This is a genomic window from Sphingomonas sp. IC-11 (assembly GCF_021043365.1).
Classification (GTDB): Bacteria; Pseudomonadota; Alphaproteobacteria; order Sphingomonadales; family Sphingomonadaceae; genus Sphingomonas.
This window is the reverse complement of the sequence record NZ_JAJNDU010000002.1, coordinates 179,139-197,042: the sequence shown is the minus strand read 5'-3', so window position 1 is coordinate 197,042 and position 17,904 is coordinate 179,139. Positions and strand designations below refer to the sequence as shown.

General features: G+C 59.1%; 14 protein-coding genes and 1 tRNA gene. 10 read left to right on the top strand and 5 right to left on the bottom strand.

Annotated elements, in window-relative coordinates:
- Window positions 1-189 precede the first annotated feature (189 nt).
- Entirely contained in the window at window positions 190-816 is a 627-nt protein-coding gene (leuD, locus tag LQ954_RS09550; protein WP_231022883.1) for a 3-isopropylmalate dehydratase small subunit, read from the top strand.
- Entirely contained in the window at window positions 779-1,780 is a 1,002-nt protein-coding gene (locus LQ954_RS09545) for an NADPH:quinone oxidoreductase family protein (RefSeq protein ID WP_227771818.1), read from the top strand. The genes leuD and LQ954_RS09545 overlap by 38 nt, the downstream gene beginning before the upstream one ends.
- 435 nt (window positions 1,781-2,215) lie before the next feature.
- Here LQ954_RS09545 and LQ954_RS09540 read toward each other — a convergent pair whose 3' ends face one another.
- On the bottom strand, window positions 2,216-6,838 hold the full coding sequence (locus tag LQ954_RS09540; protein ID WP_231022882.1) for an NAD-glutamate dehydrogenase: 4,623 nt from the start codon (window positions 6,836-6,838) through the stop codon (window positions 2,216-2,218).
- Window positions 6,839-6,897: 59 nt separating this feature from the next.
- Window positions 6,898-7,719, bottom strand: coding sequence for a hypothetical protein (locus LQ954_RS09535; protein WP_443026613.1), 822 nt, complete (start codon window positions 7,717-7,719; stop codon window positions 6,898-6,900).
- A 139-nt stretch (window positions 7,720-7,858) separates the two neighbouring features.
- Between LQ954_RS09535 and LQ954_RS09530 the strand changes: the two genes are divergently transcribed.
- The 5 genes from LQ954_RS09530 to LQ954_RS09510 all read left to right on the top strand — a co-directional run bounded on the left by LQ954_RS09530 (window position 7,859) and on the right by LQ954_RS09510 (window position 13,599).
- Window positions 7,859-7,934: transfer RNA gene (locus LQ954_RS09530), tRNA-Thr, on the top strand.
- A 163-nt stretch (window positions 7,935-8,097) separates the two neighbouring features.
- A complete protein-coding gene (locus LQ954_RS09525; RefSeq protein WP_231022881.1) occupies window positions 8,098-9,291 on the top strand; it encodes a tyrosine-type recombinase/integrase in 1,194 nt (397 codons plus the stop codon).
- Between the two features lie 235 nt (window positions 9,292-9,526).
- Complete coding sequence (locus LQ954_RS09520; protein WP_330999961.1) at window positions 9,527-9,739, top strand: helix-turn-helix transcriptional regulator; 213 nt, start codon at window positions 9,527-9,529, stop codon at window positions 9,737-9,739.
- A 423-nt stretch (window positions 9,740-10,162) separates the two neighbouring features.
- On the top strand, window positions 10,163-11,695 hold the full coding sequence (locus tag LQ954_RS09515) for a hypothetical protein (RefSeq protein WP_231022880.1): 1,533 nt from the start codon (window positions 10,163-10,165) through the stop codon (window positions 11,693-11,695).
- A gap of 1,565 nt (window positions 11,696-13,260) precedes the next feature.
- The gene (locus LQ954_RS09510; protein WP_231022879.1) at window positions 13,261-13,599 is read left to right on the top strand and encodes a hypothetical protein; all 339 of its coding nucleotides are present in this window, start codon (window positions 13,261-13,263) and stop codon (window positions 13,597-13,599) included.
- Between the two features lie 171 nt (window positions 13,600-13,770).
- On the opposite strand, the gene LQ954_RS09505 is transcribed toward LQ954_RS09510, so the two are convergent.
- The 3 genes from LQ954_RS09505 to LQ954_RS09495 all read right to left on the bottom strand — a co-directional run bounded on the left by LQ954_RS09505 (window position 13,771) and on the right by LQ954_RS09495 (window position 15,167).
- The gene (locus LQ954_RS09505; protein WP_231022878.1) at window positions 13,771-13,962 is read right to left on the bottom strand and encodes a DUF6771 family protein; all 192 of its coding nucleotides are present in this window, start codon (window positions 13,960-13,962) and stop codon (window positions 13,771-13,773) included.
- Window positions 13,963-14,057: 95 nt separating this feature from the next.
- The gene (locus tag LQ954_RS16260) at window positions 14,058-14,531 is read right to left on the bottom strand and encodes a thermonuclease family protein (protein WP_330999960.1); all 474 of its coding nucleotides are present in this window, start codon (window positions 14,529-14,531) and stop codon (window positions 14,058-14,060) included.
- A gap of 171 nt (window positions 14,532-14,702) precedes the next feature.
- Window positions 14,703-15,167 carry a surface-adhesin E family protein gene (locus LQ954_RS09495; RefSeq protein WP_231022877.1) on the bottom strand — a complete coding sequence of 155 codons (465 nt, stop codon included), beginning with the start codon at window positions 15,165-15,167 and terminating at the stop codon, window positions 14,703-14,705.
- A gap of 355 nt (window positions 15,168-15,522) precedes the next feature.
- On the opposite strand from LQ954_RS09495, the gene LQ954_RS09490 reads away from it, so the two are divergent.
- The 3 genes from LQ954_RS09490 (at window position 15,523) to LQ954_RS09480 (ending at window position 17,890) form a co-directional block, all read left to right on the top strand.
- Window positions 15,523-16,254 (top strand): recombinase family protein, encoded by a 732-nt coding sequence (locus tag LQ954_RS09490; protein WP_231022876.1) that lies wholly within the window; start codon window positions 15,523-15,525, stop codon window positions 16,252-16,254.
- A gap of 95 nt (window positions 16,255-16,349) precedes the next feature.
- Window positions 16,350-17,282 carry a hypothetical protein gene (locus tag LQ954_RS09485; protein WP_231022875.1) on the top strand — a complete coding sequence of 311 codons (933 nt, stop codon included), beginning with the start codon at window positions 16,350-16,352 and terminating at the stop codon, window positions 17,280-17,282.
- Window positions 17,279-17,890, top strand: a complete 612-nt coding sequence (locus LQ954_RS09480; protein ID WP_231022874.1) for a hypothetical protein — start codon at window positions 17,279-17,281, stop codon at window positions 17,888-17,890. The genes LQ954_RS09485 and LQ954_RS09480 overlap by 4 nt, the downstream gene beginning before the upstream one ends.
- Window positions 17,891-17,904: the final 14 nt, after the last annotated feature.

The window sequence follows — 17,904 nt, the reverse complement described above, 5'->3', positions numbered from 1 at the left end:
GGGCTGGAACCTGGGTGAGCAACGTTACCCCGGGCGTCAAATAGCCGGTATGGGACGCCCGCCGATTAACAAGGGAAGCGTAATGAAAAAGGTCTTTGTTCTGCTGATCGCAGGCTCCCTGTTGAGCGGTGTCGCCGCGTACGCCGCCATCGCCAAGCCGGCTGCCCTGGTTAAGCTGCGGCAGCGCTGATGGAGCGGGTTCGCACCGTATCGGGCAAGGCCTATCCTTGGGGCGCCAAGAACGTCGACACCGACGTCATCATCCCGGCGCATTGGCTGAAGACCATCACGCGCGCTGGCCTTGGTCGCGGCGCGTTCGAGACGGTGCGCGCACAGCCCGGCAATATCTTTGACGATCCGGCCTATGCCGGCAGCCCGATCCTGATCGCCGGCGACAATTTCGGCTGCGGGTCCAGCCGCGAACACGCCGCCTGGGCGTTGGGCGATCTGGGGATCAAGGCGGTGATCGCGCCCAGCTTCTCTGACATCTTTTCCGGCAATGCGTTCAAGAACGGAATCGTACCCGTTGTTCTGCCGCAGGATGCGGTCGATCGGCTGATCGAGGTCGCCAGGACCGACGAGATCACCATCGATCTGGAAACGATGACCGTCACCACGCCCTTCCAGGATCGCTTCACCTTTGAACTGGACCCGTTCCGTCGGCAATGCCTGATGGAGGGGCTGGACGAGGTCGGCCTGACGCTGGCAAGGGATACCGCGATTTCGAAATACGAGGCGATGCTGGACGAGCATCGGCCGTGGATCGCGGGAGAGACGAATGCGAGCATTGCTGTCGAGGGCGCCGGGCGGACCTGAAACGCTGGAGATCGGGGAGCTTCCCGATCCCGTCGCCAAGCCGGGTGAAGTGATCGTTGCCGTGAAGGCGTGCGCGATCAACTATCCCGACGTGCTGATCATTCAGGACAAATATCAGTTCAAGCCGCCTCGCCCGTTCGCCCCCGGCGGTGAGGTTTCGGGCGTAGTCGAAAGCGTTGGCGAAGGCGTGACGGCGTGGAAGCCGGGCGATCGTGTCATGGGCAACACCGGCAACGGTGGCCTGGTCGAGAAGATCGCGCTGAAGGCCGACAACATCTACGCCATCCCGGACGAGCGTTCGTTCGAGGAAGGCGCTGCCATGCTGCTGACCTATGGCACCACCATTCACGCGCTGCAGGATCGCGGCAGCATCAAGGCGGGCGACAACCTGCTGGTGCTGGGTGCCGCTGGCGGCGTGGGCCTTGCCGCCGTGGAGCTGGGCAAGGCGTTCGGCGCACGCGTGGTCGGCGCGGTGTCGAGCGAGGAAAAGGCGCAGGCGGTGCGCGATGCTGGCGCCGATGACGTGATCATCTATGGCCGCGCACCGTTCTCGAAGGATGAGAGCAAGGCGCTGGCCGACGCCTTCAAGGAAAAGGCGGGCAAGAACGGCTTTGACGTGATCTATGACGCGGTCGGCGGCGATTATGCCGAACCGGCGCTTCGCTCCATTGCTTGGGAGGGCCGCTATCTCGTGATCGGCTTCCCCGCCGGCATCCCGAAGATCGCGCTGAACCTGACCCTGTTGAAGAGCTGCGACATCCGCGGCGTATTCTGGGGTGCCCATGCGGCGCGCGAGCCGGTCAAGAACCGCGCCAGCATCAAGCAGCTGTTCGACCTGTGGGGCGAAGGCAAGATCGCGCCCAAGGTGACGGAAGTATTCCCGTTCGATCGCGGCGGCGATGCCATCGCCAAGATGGAAGGCCGCGCCGCTATCGGCAAGCTGGTGGTCCGCGTCGCCGACTGACGGGCCGGGACGTGCCGGGTCAGCCCGGCACGTCCCGCACCCGATCCGCCCGAGCGCACCCCCGCCCCGCGCCCCCACAACATAGTCTCCGCGGCTAAGCGAAGCGCGCGCGCCTCACGCGATGTTCTCGAACGATCGCCACCGCCGGGCGATCGTAACCGGCAAATGGCCGAAAGCGCCCGCACCGCCCGGTCGCTCACAACACCTTTCAGGTCAGCGCTCTCACGCTCAGCCTCGCTTCGGGGGGCCGGACCGCTGATGGCCGGCGCTATCCGGAACAAGGCCAGCCAACGGCCATGACTGGCCAGAGACAGGCCAAAAGCACCCGCGGCGGTTACGCAAGCGGCCACGCAAAACGTGGACTTACCGGAACGTCCAACCGCCGCGCCGCTCGCGGAGCCAGCCCCTCCCGGCTCGGGAAGGGGCCAGTCCTTGTCAGCGCCCCAGAAGCATCCGCGCCTGGCTTGCCACCTGCGCCAGCATGGCGGCCGACGGGCTGCTCGCCTGCCGCGCCCGGTTGATCACGGCGGTAAAGCGCGCCACCGGCGCCTCGTTTTCCGTCAGCCATTTATTGACTGACGCGCTGGAATCGCACGGTTCTTCCCGCGACAGGAAGTCGAGCCGCATCTGCTCGAAATCCCGAACCAGGCCGGCCACCAGCAGCCGCTCCCACGGATCCGTCGGCTCGAGACGCGCCGCCGCCGCCTGCGCCCAGTCGAGCCCCAGCGCCTCGCCAAGCCGCGTGTAGGCACGGGTCAGCTCGGTTTCATCCGTCTTCGACTTCGCGCTGAGATCAACGAGCCCGATGGCCCCATCCATCTCATGCAAGCGCACGACCCGCGCCGCCAGCGACTCGGGCGCTCCGGCCGCCGCCAGGGACTGTGCCATGCGCGCACTTTCCGACCGCGCTTCCTGGAGCAGCAGGTCGCTCGCCTGGCCTTGCAGCTTGGCGACGCCCTTGCCGATCCGTTCCAGCACCTCACCGGGCAGAGTACCGGGCGCGACGACGCGAAGCAGATCCGCGACTTGCGAGCGCACCGCCCGCGCGACGCCGTCGAACAGGGCAATGCGCCCGTCCTCGGACATGCTGCCGGTCTCAATGTCGCGCCACAGCGTGCCGAGGTCGAACAATCGCTCGATCACGACAAACATGGCCGCGACGTCGCCCAGCGCCGCCCCTTCTTCCTCGGCCAGCTCGAACGGGTTCAGGATCCCGATTCGATTGACGATGCGGTTGGCCAGCTTCGTGGCGACGATCTCGCCCCGCAGCTGGTGATGGTCGATCGCTTCGCCAAATCGCTGCTGCATTTCCGCCGGGAAGGCGGCGCGCAGATCAGGCTGGAGCAGCGGATCGGCGCCCAGGCCAGCCGCCTCAATCGCGTCCTGCAGCGCAAGCTTCGCCGTGGATAGCAGCACCGCCAGCTCCGGCCGGGTCAGGCCGCTTCCCTCCGCGGCACGGCGCAGCAGATCCTCGTTGCCCGCCAGGCCCTCCACCCGGCGATCAAGGCGGCCCGCGGCTTCGAAGATCTCGATGACGCGCACGAAGCTTGGCACGGCGCGAACGCCGCCCCGCTCCGCGATCGACAATGCCAGCGTCTGGAGCCGGTTATCCTCAAGCACCAGATGCGCGACATCGTCCGTCATCGCGCCCAGCAGCGTGTTGCGATCATCGAACGAGAGGCGACCCTCGGCCATCTCACGGTTCAGCGCGATCTTGATGTTCACTTCATTGTCCGAACAATCCACGCCGGCGGAATTGTCGATGAAGTCCGTGTTGATCCGGCCGCCCTTCGCAGCGAACGCGATACGTGCCGCCTGAGTCACGCCAAGGTTCGCGCCTTCGCCGATCGCCGTTGCTCGAATGTCCTCTGCATCGACGCGCAGACGATCGTTGGCCGGATCCCCGACTGCCGCATTGTTTTCGGAAGCGGCCTTCACATACGTGCCGATCCCACCGAACCACACGAGGTCGACCGGTGCCTTGAGAATGGCGGAGATCAGCGCGGCGGGTTCCAGCTCATCCGCGATGATGCCGAGTGCGGTCTTCACCTCTGGGGTCAACCGGATCGTCTTGGCAGTGCGCGCGAAGACGCCGCCACCTGCGGAAATCAGGCCCTTGTCATAATCCTCCCAGCTGGACCGCGGCAGGCTGAACAGCCGTGCGCGCTCCGCCCAGCTCTTCGAGGGATCGGGATCCGGGTCGAGGAAGATGTGGCGGTGATCAAATGCCGCCACGATCTTGAGCGTCTGCGACAGCAACATGCCGTTGCCGAACACGTCGCCCGACATATCGCCGCAGCCGACGACACGGATGACATCCTTCTGAACATCCACCCCGCGCTCGGCGAAGTGACGCTGCACGGAAACCCACGCGCCGCGGGCGGTGATGCCCATCGCCTTGTGGTCATAGCCCTGCGAGCCGCCGCTGGCGAACGCATCGCCCAGCCAGAAGCCGCGTTCCAGCGCGAGGGCATTGGCGACATCGCTGAACGTCGCCGTTCCCTTGTCGGCAGCAACGACGAAATAAGGATCCTCACCGTCGTGAACCCGGACGCCCTCCGGATGCACCACCTTGCCTGCAACGATATTGTCGGTGATCGACAGCAGCGTGCGGATGAAGACGCGATAGCTTTCCTTGCCTTCAGCCAGCCACGCGTCCCGGTCCGTCGCGGGATTGGGCAATTGCTTGGGATAGAAGCCACCCTTCGCACCGGTCGGCACGATCACCGCGTTCTTCACGCGCTGCGCCTTCATCAGCCCCAGGATCTCGGTACGGAAGTCGTCGCGTCGATCGGACCAGCGCAGGCCACCGCGAGCAACCGGTCCGGATCGCAGGTGGATGCCTTCCACCCGCGGAGAATAGACCCACACCTCGCGCCACGGCAGCGGTGCCGGCAGGCCAGGGATGCAACTGCTGTCGAGCTTGAAGGCGAGCGCTTCTGCCGCAGCCGGGGCGAACGCATTGGTGCGCAGCGTGGCGGCGATCACCGCCTTGAACGCGCGCAGGATGCGATCGTCGTCGATCGCCGTCACCGCGTCGAGACCGGCAGCAATCTCTGCATCGACAGCCGCGACATCGCCTTGCGCGTGCGGATCATGCGCCAGGGTGAAACGATCGATCAGCGCCTTGGCCAATGCCGGTGCCCTGCCCAGCGCTTCGGCCACGGTGGTCAGGCTATAGGTCAGCCCCGCCTGTCGCAGATAGCGGAACCAGGCGCGGTAGAGCAGCACGGCCGCAGGCTTCAGTCCCGCGACCAACATCAGGCGGTTGAACGCGTCGTTCTCCGCCGCGCCCTTCAGCACCGCTGCGATCGCGTCTTCCAGCACCTCGCGGTCGATGTTCGCGACGTCACCTTGCGGCTGCACGATGAAGTCGTGAACGAAGCTGTCGCTATCCTCGCGCAGGCGCGTCGGCAGCTCGCCGATCACGCGATAGCCGAAATTCTCGAGAACCGGGACCGCTTCGGACAGCGCCAGCGCACCGTGCGATTTGTAGATCTTCAGTCGGTGATCGGCACCGGGCGCGGGCGGATAGATGTGCACCGCACGGTCGCTCTCATCGGCCAGCTCGGAAACCCGCAACACGTCTTCCGCCGCTTCATCGGCTGTCGAAACGTTGCGATAATTCAGCGGGAAAGCACCGGCCCAACGAATGGCCAGCCGGGCCGCGCGGGCAGGCGCAATGCGCTCCGCCAGTGCGGCTTCGACGTCACGCTCCCAGCCGCGAACCATCTTTTCGAGGCGAGCGTCCAGCGGCTCCACGTCCGGCATGATGCCGGACTGCCGCAGGTCGATGGTATAGCGGATCAGCGCGACCCGGCCGTCCTCCAGCGCGATCGACCAGTTCAGGATGCTGCCGTTCGCCGCGTCGGCCAGCATGTCGCCGATAGCAACGCGCCGGGTGGTGGATACATCATCGCGGGGCAGCCAGACGAAGGCGAACAGGTGCCGGCCCAGCGCGGACCGAACAAGCACCAGCTTCGGCCGCGGCCGATCGGCAAGGCTCATCGCCGTCAGCGCGAGTTCTTCCACCGCCTCGGCGGACACGGCGGTCACCAGATCATGCGGCAGCGTGGCCATCGCATGGGTCAGCGCCTTGCCGGTATGGCCGGCGGGATCGAAGCTCAGCTTCGCTTCAAGGTCCGCAAGGCGCTGGCGCAGCACCGGCACGCTGCGTGGCGGAGCCTTGAGCGCGGCCGAGGTCCAGAGGCCGGCGTGGATCGACAGGCCGGCGATGGCCGCCCCACGACGGATCGGCACCACGATCAGGTCCAGCGGCACGCGGCGGTGAACCGGCGAGATCAGGCTGGACTTCAGCAGCAGCGGCCCGCCCTTGCCGCTGGCGAAATACTCCAGCGCCAGACGTCGTGAACGCTCGGCAAGCAGCGGCGGCTCATGCGCGTTGCGGGCAATGCCCAGCGGCTCGCCATCCACTGCCCCGTCTGCCATCCACCGCTCATGGCCGAGCAAAGTGAAATGCCGGTCCAGGAACCAGCGCATCAGCGCGGCGCCTTCATGGTCGCCGCCAGTATCCTCGATGCCAGCAGCGTCGGCCGCCAGCGTCGCCTGCATCCGCCGCCAGTCGGCAACGGCAACCCGAACGTTCGAAAGATCGCTGATCAATGCATCGATGAGTTCACGCCGGTCGCGCGCGTCGGCTCGCTCCGTTTCGATATAGATCATCGATTCCGGGGATCCGCCGTCGTCTACCCCCTCGAGAACACCTTCGGCGTCGCGGCGTACTGGTACCACTGGATGGATAATACGATCGATAGCGATGTCGTGATCGCCAATTGCACCCGCGATTGAATCTACCAGGAAGGGCATGTCGTCGTTGACGATCGCCATGCGCATGCGCCGCTGCGGGCCTTCGCCGGGCAGCGGCTCCAGCGCGACCGCAACGGTACCGGGAGCCCGCACCTGGGCGGTAGCGGCCAGGAAGGCGGCGGCGTCAACCTGCTCCTCTCGTCCAAAGCCGTTCAATTCACCCGGCAGAGCGCCCTTGGTCAGCCGGTCAGCGAGCGCTTGTGTCAGCGCCTTCATCGAGGTTTTCGACATGGCCGAGCCTATGCGCCCGAGTGGCGCGGGGCTCAACCCTTGTTTCCGATGCAACTATCTCAGGGAAGCGCGGCAGCTGCCCGGCTCGCGAGGTCCTGATCGTCGGGAATTGCGCCAAGTATGTCGAACATGCCGTCGCCACGCGCCTGGGCGAGAAGGACAACCATCTGCTGCGGACCTGCCGGCACGTCCAGCGCCAAAGTAGCGATGGGCAGTCGCTGAAGATCCGAGGGGCTGCGGACGTCGTCGCGCGATGCGCTCGGCCCGTCGGCCCAGACGGTCGGCACCGCCTCTACCCTGGGCTGGCTGCGCACGGCGGCCGCGAGCTCCGCGTCGAGTTGCGCTTGCTCGGCCGCACCAACGATCTCCTTCCAATTGATCACGCCATAGACGTGATCAATGACGTCCCCGTCGGAGGAGAATGGCATCAGGATGCCGCGATACAGGGTGTTATGCCCACGCGTGCCTACGAACTCGGCCTCGAAGCCGATCGGCGCCCGATTCGCGATGATCTGCAGATAATGATCTGTCAGCCGCGAAAGCAGCGAACGGGCGGGCACCTGAGAGATTCGCGTGATCTCCTGATGAACGCCGCATTCCTCGCTCAGCGCCTCGCCGATGGCGCTAATCGCCGGGTCGTCCATGCCGTCCGTAAAGTCCAGCAACACGCCATGCGCCTGGAAGTCCGTTGGGCCTGCGGATTCCAGATCTTCGATGGCCGGGTACGCACGACCCTTCAGCAGGGACACCCAATGATTGTACGCGCGGACGTGCATGCGCCGCTCGTCACTGCCAATCACCTTCGTCGCCTCGCCGATTCCCCCCTCGGTCGGGTCACTGCCCCGGTCGGCGCGTGCCCCATCGAAGCCGCGGATATCCATGATGTTCGTCCTCTGGAGCTCATGCCCTGCCCCCTTATTGCCGCGCGCGTGGTAAAGAGCGCGTAAACTCGAGAGCCGCTTGCACTGTGCGCGAACCCCTGCTAGGCGCCCCGCTCCGACGCGCTGAACTGCGCATCGTGCCGCGTTAGCTCAGCTGGTAGAGCATCGCATTCGTAATGCGGGGGTCGCAGGTTCGAGTCCTGCACGCGGCACCACTTTCCGATCCGGCATGATCCCGTCAGGATTGAGAATCTCCCGGAAATCTGCCATTTCTAACGCATAATTTGCCGTAGAAGTCCCTAATTGTCCGGTGAAAGCCCGCACTCGTTGGGGGCTTTGTTGGGGGCCAACCCTGCGGCACTGCTAGGAATGGCCCCCATGCCACTGACAGACACTGCCGTGCGAACCGCTAAACCGGGTTTGAAGCCGCGCAAGATTGCAGACGAGAAGGGTTTGTTCCTTCTCATACAGCCGAGCGGAGGAAAGCTGTGGAGGCTCAAGTACCGCTATCTTGGCAAAGAAAAGAAGCTCTCCCTTGGGTGCTACCCTGATGTAACATTGAAGGCCGCAAGGGACAAACGTGATGAAGCGCGTCGCCTAATCGCAGAAGGTGTGGACCCTTCCGTTGAAAAGCGCGCCCGCCATCTTGCGGCCCAAGCGCAAGCGGCGAATACCTTCGGGGTGCTCGCCAATGAGTATATCGACAAGCAGGAGCGCGAAGGACGTTCTAGCGCCACCATCAGCAAGGCTCGTTGGCTGCTAAGCCTGATGGAGCAGCCGTTAGGCAAACAGTCCGTGGACTCCATCACACCAGCCATCCTTCTGGCCGCCTTGAAGCTTGTGGAGGATAAGGGCCACCATGAAACCGCGCGGCGTATGCGATCCCTCGCTAGCCGGGTTTTTCGGTACGCTGTGGCCACGGCACGCGGCACCGGAGACCCTGCGGCAGCTTTGCAGGGGGCTTTAACGAAGTCGCAGGCCAAGCATCATGCTGCGATTGTCGATCCTGCGGGTGTAGGCGCGCTGCTACGCGCTATTGACGGGTACGACGGACAACCGATGACCCGCCTTGCGCTTAGCCTTGCACCACTCGTCTACGTTCGACCGGGCGAACTTCGAACAGCAGAATGGTCAGAGTTCGACCTTGACGCTGCCGTGTGGCGTATACCGGCTAGTAAGATGAAGATGGGCCGCGAACACGTGGTTCCGTTGGCTCGGCAAGCATTAGCGATTCTGGCCAGCGCGAAGGTTTTGACCGGTAAGTATAAGCACGTTTTTGCTTCAATGTATCCCGGCACTCGGCCAATGTCCGAGAATACGCTTAATGCAGCGCTACGTCGTCTTGGGTATTCAGGAGACGAAATGGTGGCGCATGGATTTAGAACGATGGCGAGCAGCCTACTTAATGAAAGCGGTAAATGGCATCCTGATGCAATTGAGCGTTCGTTAGCTCATTGCGATAAAAGCGTTATACGAGGCACGTATCATCGCGGCGCTCACTGGAAAGAGCGTGTTGAAATGGCGCAATGGTGGGCAGATTACCTTGATGAGCTACGTGCAAACATCAGGTAACCAAACGGGACAGAAGGCAGCGGTGGGACTACTGCTGCGCTATGCCGGAAGTGCGCGAACATCATCGGCGACGTGATCCGTAAGTACAACCCGCACGCGGTATTCCGACCAGTAGCCTAGCCCACAACTGGTTGATTTTTCTATCTAGTTTGAGCGGCTTAACCGCTCTTAATGGTTCGAATATGGGTTGCGAATGCCTATTTGGTACCGACACGCTCTTCGGGCAGGCTGCAAAATGGCTATCATCGTCGCCATGACAAACAACACGCCCCACCTTGATCGCATTATTCGCCGAGCAGAAGTTCTCGAACTCACCGGCCTAAGCAAGTCCGTGATGTACGCCCACATCGCCATGGGAACCTTCCCTAAACCGGTGAAAATTTCAACTCGGTCGGTCGGCTGGCGTGAGAGCGCAATCATAGGCTGGCAAAAAGGACTTTCCGAGTAGAGGCGCACAAGGGAAGCTCTACGACGCGGCTAACAGAAAACCCCTACAATCCCGCGTGTGAGATTGATAGCTGTGAGCTTGGTGACGCAGCACCCCACAACTGCGTCACCAGTCCTTCTAACTACCGGCAAAGGCGTTTTCCCTTGTATGTAAGCGCATCCAGCAAGCCAGCTTGTTAAATCCGGGCGAAATTCAACGTGCCGACATAGCTGGTTAAGCTAGAAATTAATAAGCGGGTTAACTTACCATATAGTTGCATTAACATTGCAACTACTTCGCCCGGTACAAGGCGTTGCTTTCCGCGAAACCCGCGATAGAAGATGAACTGTTCACCGATCAAGGCGAATTGTTCACCCCTACATCGCTGAAAATGCGGTTCTTGGCCTGCTTTATCTCTTCTCCCGCAATTGCGTGGGAGCAGCGATGGGTGGCGGACCCAAAGACCGCAACACCCATATCCTTTCCGGATTAAGGCCCTCGGCAATGGCTTTGCCTAACCTGTCCTCCCCCATACTGCCAACCAAATGGTTACTCTATATGCCCCTCCCTCTTCTTCTCTCCTTTCCCTCTTCCCTTTCCTCCCCTCTTCTTTCCTCCTTTTTTAAATCGATAAATGAGAAAGGATCGCTTAAGGGATTCATAGAAGCTTATGGCTACAGTCTAGAACCAGACCCGAAGATAATCGGCAAGGGAGTCTACTTTGGGTTCAATCACGAACCAAAAACAGAGAAGGCTAAGCGGTTCATATCGGCCTTGGCTAAACACGCCATTCGGGGGACCGATAAGACCTACAATCCGTCACGATCATTCGAAACTGCCCTAGGTGCATTTGTGGCAGAGCTATTGGCCATCGTGGCGGATGATGAGATAAGCTACGGCTATCACGTCATGAACCCGGCCGCCTTCACCAAAGCAGGCGTTGGCTACAAGCCGTTCAGGTCCGTGGTGCAGGGCATGTATGAGTTCCGGCTGATTGAGTACCAGCGGGGCTACAGGGAGCATACGGGATCGGACGCCAAAGCGCAGGCAGCCCGCTTCCGCGCCACTGACAGGCTGTTGGAAATGGCGGCCGGTTATGGGATCACGGCCAACAATGCGCATTGCCACTTTGGCTTTAGAATGCGGCCAACGAGCATCCGTAATCCGGTGATATTGAAATCGGCTCGGACGTTCGCACGCGATCCGCAGAGCATGGGCGTCGATCTCGCTGACCCAAAGGCAAAGCAGATCGCAGGGCGCGTAAACGAGCTAAATGGCTTCTTCGCCAAACAGGAAATCACGCCAAGCTGTCACTATGCCTTCGTGCGCATGTTTTCATGCGGGGATCAGTCTGCTTTCGATTGGGACCAAGGTGGGCGGCTCTACTCGGTAGGTTTCGGTAATTACCAGCAGCTACCGGGCAAACCAAAGAAGGGCCACCTTTTCTGTCGCGGCGATATCCGCATCAACGGAGAGGAAACCATCGAACTGGATATCAAGGCCAGTCACCTGACAATCCTTCACGCTGTGGCCGGTATCCCGCTTCCGAACCATCCTGATCCCTACATCATTCCCGGCTTTGATCGTGGCGTCGTGAAGGCGTTTGTCACGATGGTCTTGGGCTATACAAAATTCCATCGTGATTGGACGGATGCCGCAATTGCCACTTACGAGAAGAAGACGGGTAAGGACCTAACAGCCTACCCGTTCAGGGCCGTAAAGGATGCGGTGTTAGATGCCGTTCCCCTTTTGAAGGGATGGCCTGACAGCGTCATCAGGTGGGGTGACTTGCAGTACATCGAGAGCGAAGCTGTGATCGACACGGTCTATGCCCTTGCCTTTGAGCATGGCGTACCAGCGCTGCCCGTGCATGACTCGATTATCGTTCCGGGCCGCTACAAGGCTTTGGCGGTGAAGGTGCTATCAGAGAAATTTGCAGCTTACGTGGGCGTGCGTCCGACAATCGAATGCAAGTGAATAGCCTTCTTCGAGGCTGTGAGCTTTCGGGATTATTCGGGTTTGGCCCTGAATACGCGATAGAGTCTTGCCTCGCCGATATCTCTAAGAGGTAAGCCTCATCTTCAACGACAACCAACGTGCCGTAGCAACCTAAGCCAATTAGGGGCGCTAGGGGCGCGTTTGCGTGTTGTGTGGATCATGGGTCCATCTAGCCGGTTGCGCGCGCTGTAGATGCCGTTTGCGGGCGATCTAGGGGCCTTCGTCATAGGGAGGCGCGACACCAAGCGCGTTAGAGCAAAGGCATAATGATGCACCACAAAAAACGAAGGGGGCCAGTGGCCCCCCGTTCGCTTACCAGCAGTGTTCTAGTATCTCTTCGCTTGTGTAGCATCGCCTACAGTCAATGTAGGCTGTAATTCCACCATCCGATATTTCCGCCCAAAGGGAACGCAACTCGGAAGATAGCTTTTCGCTGTCAAAGTTCAACGGTGCAGGTAGGCTGATATCAATGACGTGGTGCCCGCAAGCCCCGGACGTTTTTACATCAGGTGCAACGAGCTTCGCCCAATGGGCAGGCTCCCCCCACAAGAGGGCAACTAGCCGGTAGGTTGACATAGATTCAACCGCGTTGATAAGCTTTTGCGTCTTAGTCGGCGACTTTCCGCGTCCATCATACTGTTCGGGTACAACAATGGTGACTTTGAGTCTGTAGTGCCCAACGTCATCAGATGGGAGATATATTACTGTACTTTTTGATTTCGTCACAACTACTCACTTTCTTCTGAACCTCCTATAGAGGGGTGTGTCACACCAGAGCCGAATTGCTCCGGTGAGAAATCATCTATATTCCGACTTGGTCTTGCGCACAACCGTTAGTGATAGACTTACTAATCACTTTTACTTACACTGTTTGCGATGGCGAAGGCGCTTGGTCTAGGGCGTAAGCCCGGAATGAAGGCGGCGAAGGCTGTGGAACAGGATCAGCCCACACCGAAGAGCCGGAAGGGCAAGAGCGTCACCCAAGCTAAGGCTGCGGCGAAGGCTCACCTAGGCACCAGATGAGCATTTCCGGGGCAAAGTAGCTTTACTGCTGCTGTGCCGGAATTCTTACTAGCACCTGCGCACGGCAGGCCATCTTTTCACCTTCACCGTTGCATGAATAACCGACCGTTGGCGTGCGCAGGTTTATACTAACTAAGATGGTAAATTGACTCCCATCCTTCGAAACGCAATCTTTGCGTTTGAGGGGGTGAGAATCATGAAGGCACTGATTTCGAGTATGCTTGCGACGCGCTCGGAAATAACGAGAACATACAAAGAAGAGCTATTTGACCGGATCGATCCCGACAGCCGGCGATTGATAGCTCTTCAAATCCGCGCTCTCGAAACGGACCTTCACCGACTTCGCGAATGGGCAGGCCTGACAGAAGCCGATTAACCCTTGGGCCCTCGCCTCGCTGGAAAGGCAGGCGCGCTCGCCTCCCCGCTGAAAAGCGGCACTAGGTAAATCTTGTAAGCGACACGCCCATGCTGAAAGCAGAAGGTGCGTAGGCTACCGAAGTCTTTGATGCGAGGGCAGAAAGATGACGTACACGCACAAGGATTCAAACGCCGCATACTTCCATCAGCGGGCCGAAGTGGAGTTGAAGCGGGCCAACGAAGCGCGTTGCCCCCAAGCCGCAAGGGCGCACTATCTACTGGCAGGCCATTACCTCAACCGAGCCTTTAGCGATCCAAGCTATGCGAAGGTGTCCCGCGACAGGCGTGATAATCCTGTTCGCGTCCTTGCGCTCGAGTCAGAGGCAGTAGCGGCAGACTCCCTTGCAAAGGCGCAGGCGCTCGCATTTCAAGCGGATCGTTTGCGAAGCAAGCAAACACGAAATCTTCGCGCTGTCGAGCGGATGCCGTTCTTTCGGAACTGAATAGCGTGCGAACCGCGAGCCATCGACACCCTGAACTCCGAGCTAACTTACGGCGTTACGTTCGACGGGTGGTTTTCGACGGCCAGGAACCGCAATAGACGCCGCGATAAGGCAGAGTTCGCTAAGCGACCGTATACCGCCAACCATAGCTGCAAGGGCGCAATGGGTTGGTCAGAGTGGCAAGCGCAGTTGCGCTTTGTCCTGCACCGTCCAAGGGCGCTCAAGACCCTCTACAATGAACTCGGCAAGCTCCCGCGTAGACCAGTAGCGTAGAGCCTCGTTGGCGGCGCTAAGCCCCGTGACTGCACGCAAAGGCGCTGCCTCAATCAAGGCGGCAAGGTGGTCTGTGCTGATGGTGTCCATTGCGATTCTCCGTGACGACCGAATAGAACGTAACGAGAACGCAAAACAAGGGGGGTCGGTTCGCTCTTGCAGCGCCTGGATGGCGCAAGCAGCCGTTACGGAATGCTGCCGGGACAGGTACGAGCCACCCGCATCCCATCATCCCACTTGGGCTTGTAGACGGCGTGCCCCCTTGCAAGCTGCCAACACGATAAATCGCCCTTAGTACCAGCTACGCGCGCTAGCGTTCGTCCGTACCGATCCTCGCCCACACGATTGATTGTCAGAGAGCCTGTTAGCGCGGCTTCTAAGCTAGCGGTCGCGGCATATGGATCGCCCGTCACGCAGTCGCGACCACGCCGGCAATGACCGGGCAATTCTGGCGTGTCGATGCCTAACAGCCTTATGCGTTCATCACCGCATCTGATCGTGTCGCCATCTGTGACAGCACAGCCGGAAAGCGGTTCGTCATAGGTGACTATAGAAGACCGGCTAGCGCTTGCCGGGACCAAGGCTGGATATACCCCTACCAAGGTTCCTATAGCCGCTGCGGCGCTAATTACTGCCACTGGCAATCCGATGCGGCGCATACGCCCTTTCTGGCGCTTCGCCCTGTAACGCGGGCCTAGTTTGATCGGCACGGCACGAAAGGGCTTGTTGAAGGATATAGTGCGAGATTGCGCATCCCTGATTGCGGTTAATTACTTGGGATGATTGTCGTAAGCGGCGCCTCATCGCTCTGCATTTTAGATACCCTTTCCTTATCTATTTGTAATCGCATTAAGTGCCTGTCCTGCACCTTCATAAACGCTTTTATCGCCCAATCGGAAAGATGCCGCTGGTACACTCCCCGAACAAGCGACATACCAAAGAATTTCTGAAATTGTGTTCGGCGCAATAAATTGCTTTGGAGTTGGTGGCGCGGACTTTATAAATCGTCCAACGCGGTCATATATGCCCGACTGTAGAAATCGATACGACTTTTCAGAGCAATCATATTGAATAAATGACGTCTCAATATTAACCGAGCCGTTTTCAAGAGTGCCGATGTGACTCCACATGCGCGCGTTCGTAGGCGTGGACTTAACAACCGTATCTTTGTCAACAAACACGACATACGATCCATCACTGTGTTCGTTGAAGTCGACCATGTAGATATCGCGCGCGGAAGCTGCTGTAGCCGCCGCCCCAGCGAGTAGCACCGCCAATGCAAACCTAAACATCATTCGCTTTCCCCTGTCAGAAGGGGCTTAATGATCGGCACCGAAAATTGCCACGCTCATGTGTCCGCAAACCACACTCCTGTGTCCGCAAACTAGACAGCACGTTTTTCTACCCGTTGGATTGCAGCACGCGACACGCTGTAGCGCTTAGCCAATTTGCCTGGTGACACCCGCAATGCCCTAGCTGCGCAGATACCTGCTGCTGGTTGTTAGACAGAGCCCGCGGTCGTCCAAGCGTCTTTCCTGATACCTTTGCTCGCGACGGACCAATTCATGCATCACGCACTTTGCCGTTTGCGCAAATACAAACTGCTGTTACATATATGGCAACGCACGTTGCGACATATGGAACAGCACAATGGCAAACGGCAAGTTCGTGGCATATTACAGGGTCAGCACCGAAAAGCAGGGCAGAAGCGGTCTAGGACTCGATGCGCAGCGCAAAAGCGTCACTGACTATCTTAATGGCGGCGCTTGGGACCTTACTGGCGAGTTCGTCGAGGTTGAGTCCGGTAAGGTCGATCAGCGACCGAAGTTGGAACAGGCGCTTTCTCTCTGCGAATTGACTGGTGCCACTCTCGTCGTCGCGAAGCTTGATCGCCTTAGCCGCAATGTGGCCTTCCTTGCTGCACTACAAGACAGTGGCGCGCGCTTCGTCGCTGCGGATATGCCGGAAGCGAACGAACTTACGATCCATATCATGGCGGCGGTCGCCCAGGCCGAGCGGAAGGCGATATCTCGCCGCACTATAGAAGCATTGGCAGCAGCGAAGGCTCGCGGCGTCAAGCTAGGTGGGGCGAGGCGGAATGTAGAAGACCTTCGCAAAGGTCCTGCGGCTAGTGCTACTGTTCGCGGGAAGGCTTCCGAAGAGCGCGCAGCTAAGGTCCTGCGCCATATTGAAGTCGTAAGGACTTCTGGCGCTGAGTCCCTACGTGAAATAGCTGCCGGCTTGAACGCTGCCGGGATCACGACGCCGCGCGGTGGGGTGTGGCAGGCTTCGCAAGTGAAGCGCATACTTGATGCTCGGCATCCCTCACCAATGCGCTCGGCTGCAGTCGAGCCGGCTGCTTCAGGTAAACGAGTCAATTAGACGCTGGCCTGAACAAGAATGCTTGATTGAACACACAGTTTCATCCCTTGCCAGCCAAGTGCCGTATGCTACCAATCGGAGGCAAGGGAGAGTTTATGGCGAAGCGGCAACGTACGAACCAAGTCACAGCGTCGTTTCACTACCTCGTTAAGCGGAAGCGTGGCGAGCCTGAGAGCGAAGAGACGGGTTTCACCGCTCAAGAATTTGCCAAACTGGGGGCACGGCTGCGCGATGTTACTCCCATTGACTTCAGCGACGAAGCCGAAATTAGGTTGATAAAGCAGGGGGAGAAAATACCTCTTCTTAAAGTAACGGATATTTCTGTCGCGAGAATTTTCGGCAGGTTCGAAGGTGCGTATTACGGGCAGGAGTATCGCAACACGAAAGTGGGCACTATAGATGCTGATAGCCTGAACCTAAGAACATTTCACTACATTGTTGATTACCGTCGTGACGGCCGCATAGTGGTCGGGAGTCAATACTTAGGCAATTATGGCGACTACGACGGTCTTAGCTACTTCATTTCCAAGACTTTGCAAACCAATGAGTCGGTAGTAAGGTCGAAGTCATTCAGTAGTTTGCGCCATGAACTTGGTAGTGGAACTCCGGTCGAACTGAAGGTGGCCCTAAACCGACCTGGTAAGAAGTTGGGTAGCAAGAGCCTATTTTCCAAGACCGGCGTATTCGTAGTTCGAGGCTCTGAATACGGCGATGAATTCGAGCGTGATGTAAAGGGGCTGGTGCCCCAAGTTAAAGGTTCGATGGAGGCAAGAAAGGCCGCGCTTGCCAAAATAATGTCACAAGGCGATCTGATGGACATTGACGATGAGGACATTGCCGGCTGCACCGTTTTGATGCGACAGGACGGGCATCAGTATACAGTGTACCTTCTCGGCGACAATAATGTTGCCACAAGGTTCCCTCTTTCCGTTTCGGTTCCCCCCAATGGGTTATTGGACTATGATAGCGTAAAGAACGAAATGGTTCGCGTTCTGGACAATGTTGTTACACCGGGTTTGCGACGGTGAGTTCTGCTCGTTTATGGAATATCGTAAGTGACAACTACGGCACCTATCGGGATGAGCAAACGCAGGCGGCCGAACGACACGGCTTTAGGCTTGCGGTGCAAGCGCTTGCTTCTGTCATACTTTCCTTGTTCGTTGACGGGCTAAGCGACGATAATATTTCGGTGCTTGTCACCGCACTTTCTATTCTGATCGGCTTCGCCTTTGCGGCAATGTTTCCAATAGCTTTGGAAAGTGTGGGTGGGCTACCAAAGCCGCTGTATGCCGAGGATCGTGACGACATAAGGGTGATAAGACAGCTAGCGATGTACTTTCGCTTTAACGTCGCTTACTTTATTCCACTGGCGCTAACGTGTGTGGCAACGCTTCTGATACAGATGCTGGATTTAACTGTCCCGAACTTTATTTCAGGACTTCAGCCTCGTCTGTCGCCGCTGACGGCGGATGTATGGTACTATGTCTCTCATCTTAGAAGCCTCGCCTCTAAGGCGTTATTGTCTCTGTCAATTATGCTTTTGCAAGAGAGTTGCTACACATTCTATAGAATGTGTTTCAATGCACTTTCGCTACTTAGAATAAAAGAAGAGTACATATCTAGTCGTTCCGAGTAAGAACGACTAGGGTT

Bases quoted from the DNA above. Each gene is read 5' to 3' on its own strand.
- LQ954_RS09485 (WP_231022875.1), top strand. From the start codon at position 16,350: ATGGCGAAGCGGCAACGTACGAACCAAGTCACAGCGTCGTTTCACTAC.
- LQ954_RS16260 (WP_330999960.1), bottom strand. From the start codon at position 14,531: ATGCGCCGCATCGGATTGCCAGTGGCAGTAATTAGCGCCGCAGCGGCT.
- LQ954_RS09515 (WP_231022880.1), top strand. From the start codon at position 10,163: ATGGGTGGCGGACCCAAAGACCGCAACACCCATATCCTTTCCGGATTA.
- LQ954_RS09505 (WP_231022878.1), bottom strand. From the start codon at position 13,962: ATGGACACCATCAGCACAGACCACCTTGCCGCCTTGATTGAGGCAGCG.
- LQ954_RS09545 (WP_227771818.1), top strand. From the start codon at position 779: ATGCGAGCATTGCTGTCGAGGGCGCCGGGCGGACCTGAAACGCTGGAG.
- LQ954_RS09540 (WP_231022882.1), bottom strand. From the start codon at position 6,838: ATGTCGAAAACCTCGATGAAGGCGCTGACACAAGCGCTCGCTGACCGG.
- LQ954_RS09495 (WP_231022877.1), bottom strand. From the start codon at position 15,167: ATGATGTTTAGGTTTGCATTGGCGGTGCTACTCGCTGGGGCGGCGGCT.
- LQ954_RS09520 (WP_330999961.1), top strand. From the start codon at position 9,527: ATGGCTATCATCGTCGCCATGACAAACAACACGCCCCACCTTGATCGC.
- LQ954_RS09535 (WP_443026613.1), bottom strand. From the start codon at position 7,719: ATGGATATCCGCGGCTTCGATGGGGCACGCGCCGACCGGGGCAGTGAC.
- LQ954_RS09490 (WP_231022876.1), top strand. From the start codon at position 15,523: ATGGCAAACGGCAAGTTCGTGGCATATTACAGGGTCAGCACCGAAAAG.
- LQ954_RS09525 (WP_231022881.1), top strand. From the start codon at position 8,098: ATGCCACTGACAGACACTGCCGTGCGAACCGCTAAACCGGGTTTGAAG.
- leuD (WP_231022883.1), top strand. From the start codon at position 190: ATGGAGCGGGTTCGCACCGTATCGGGCAAGGCCTATCCTTGGGGCGCC.
- LQ954_RS09510 (WP_231022879.1), top strand. From the start codon at position 13,261: ATGACGTACACGCACAAGGATTCAAACGCCGCATACTTCCATCAGCGG.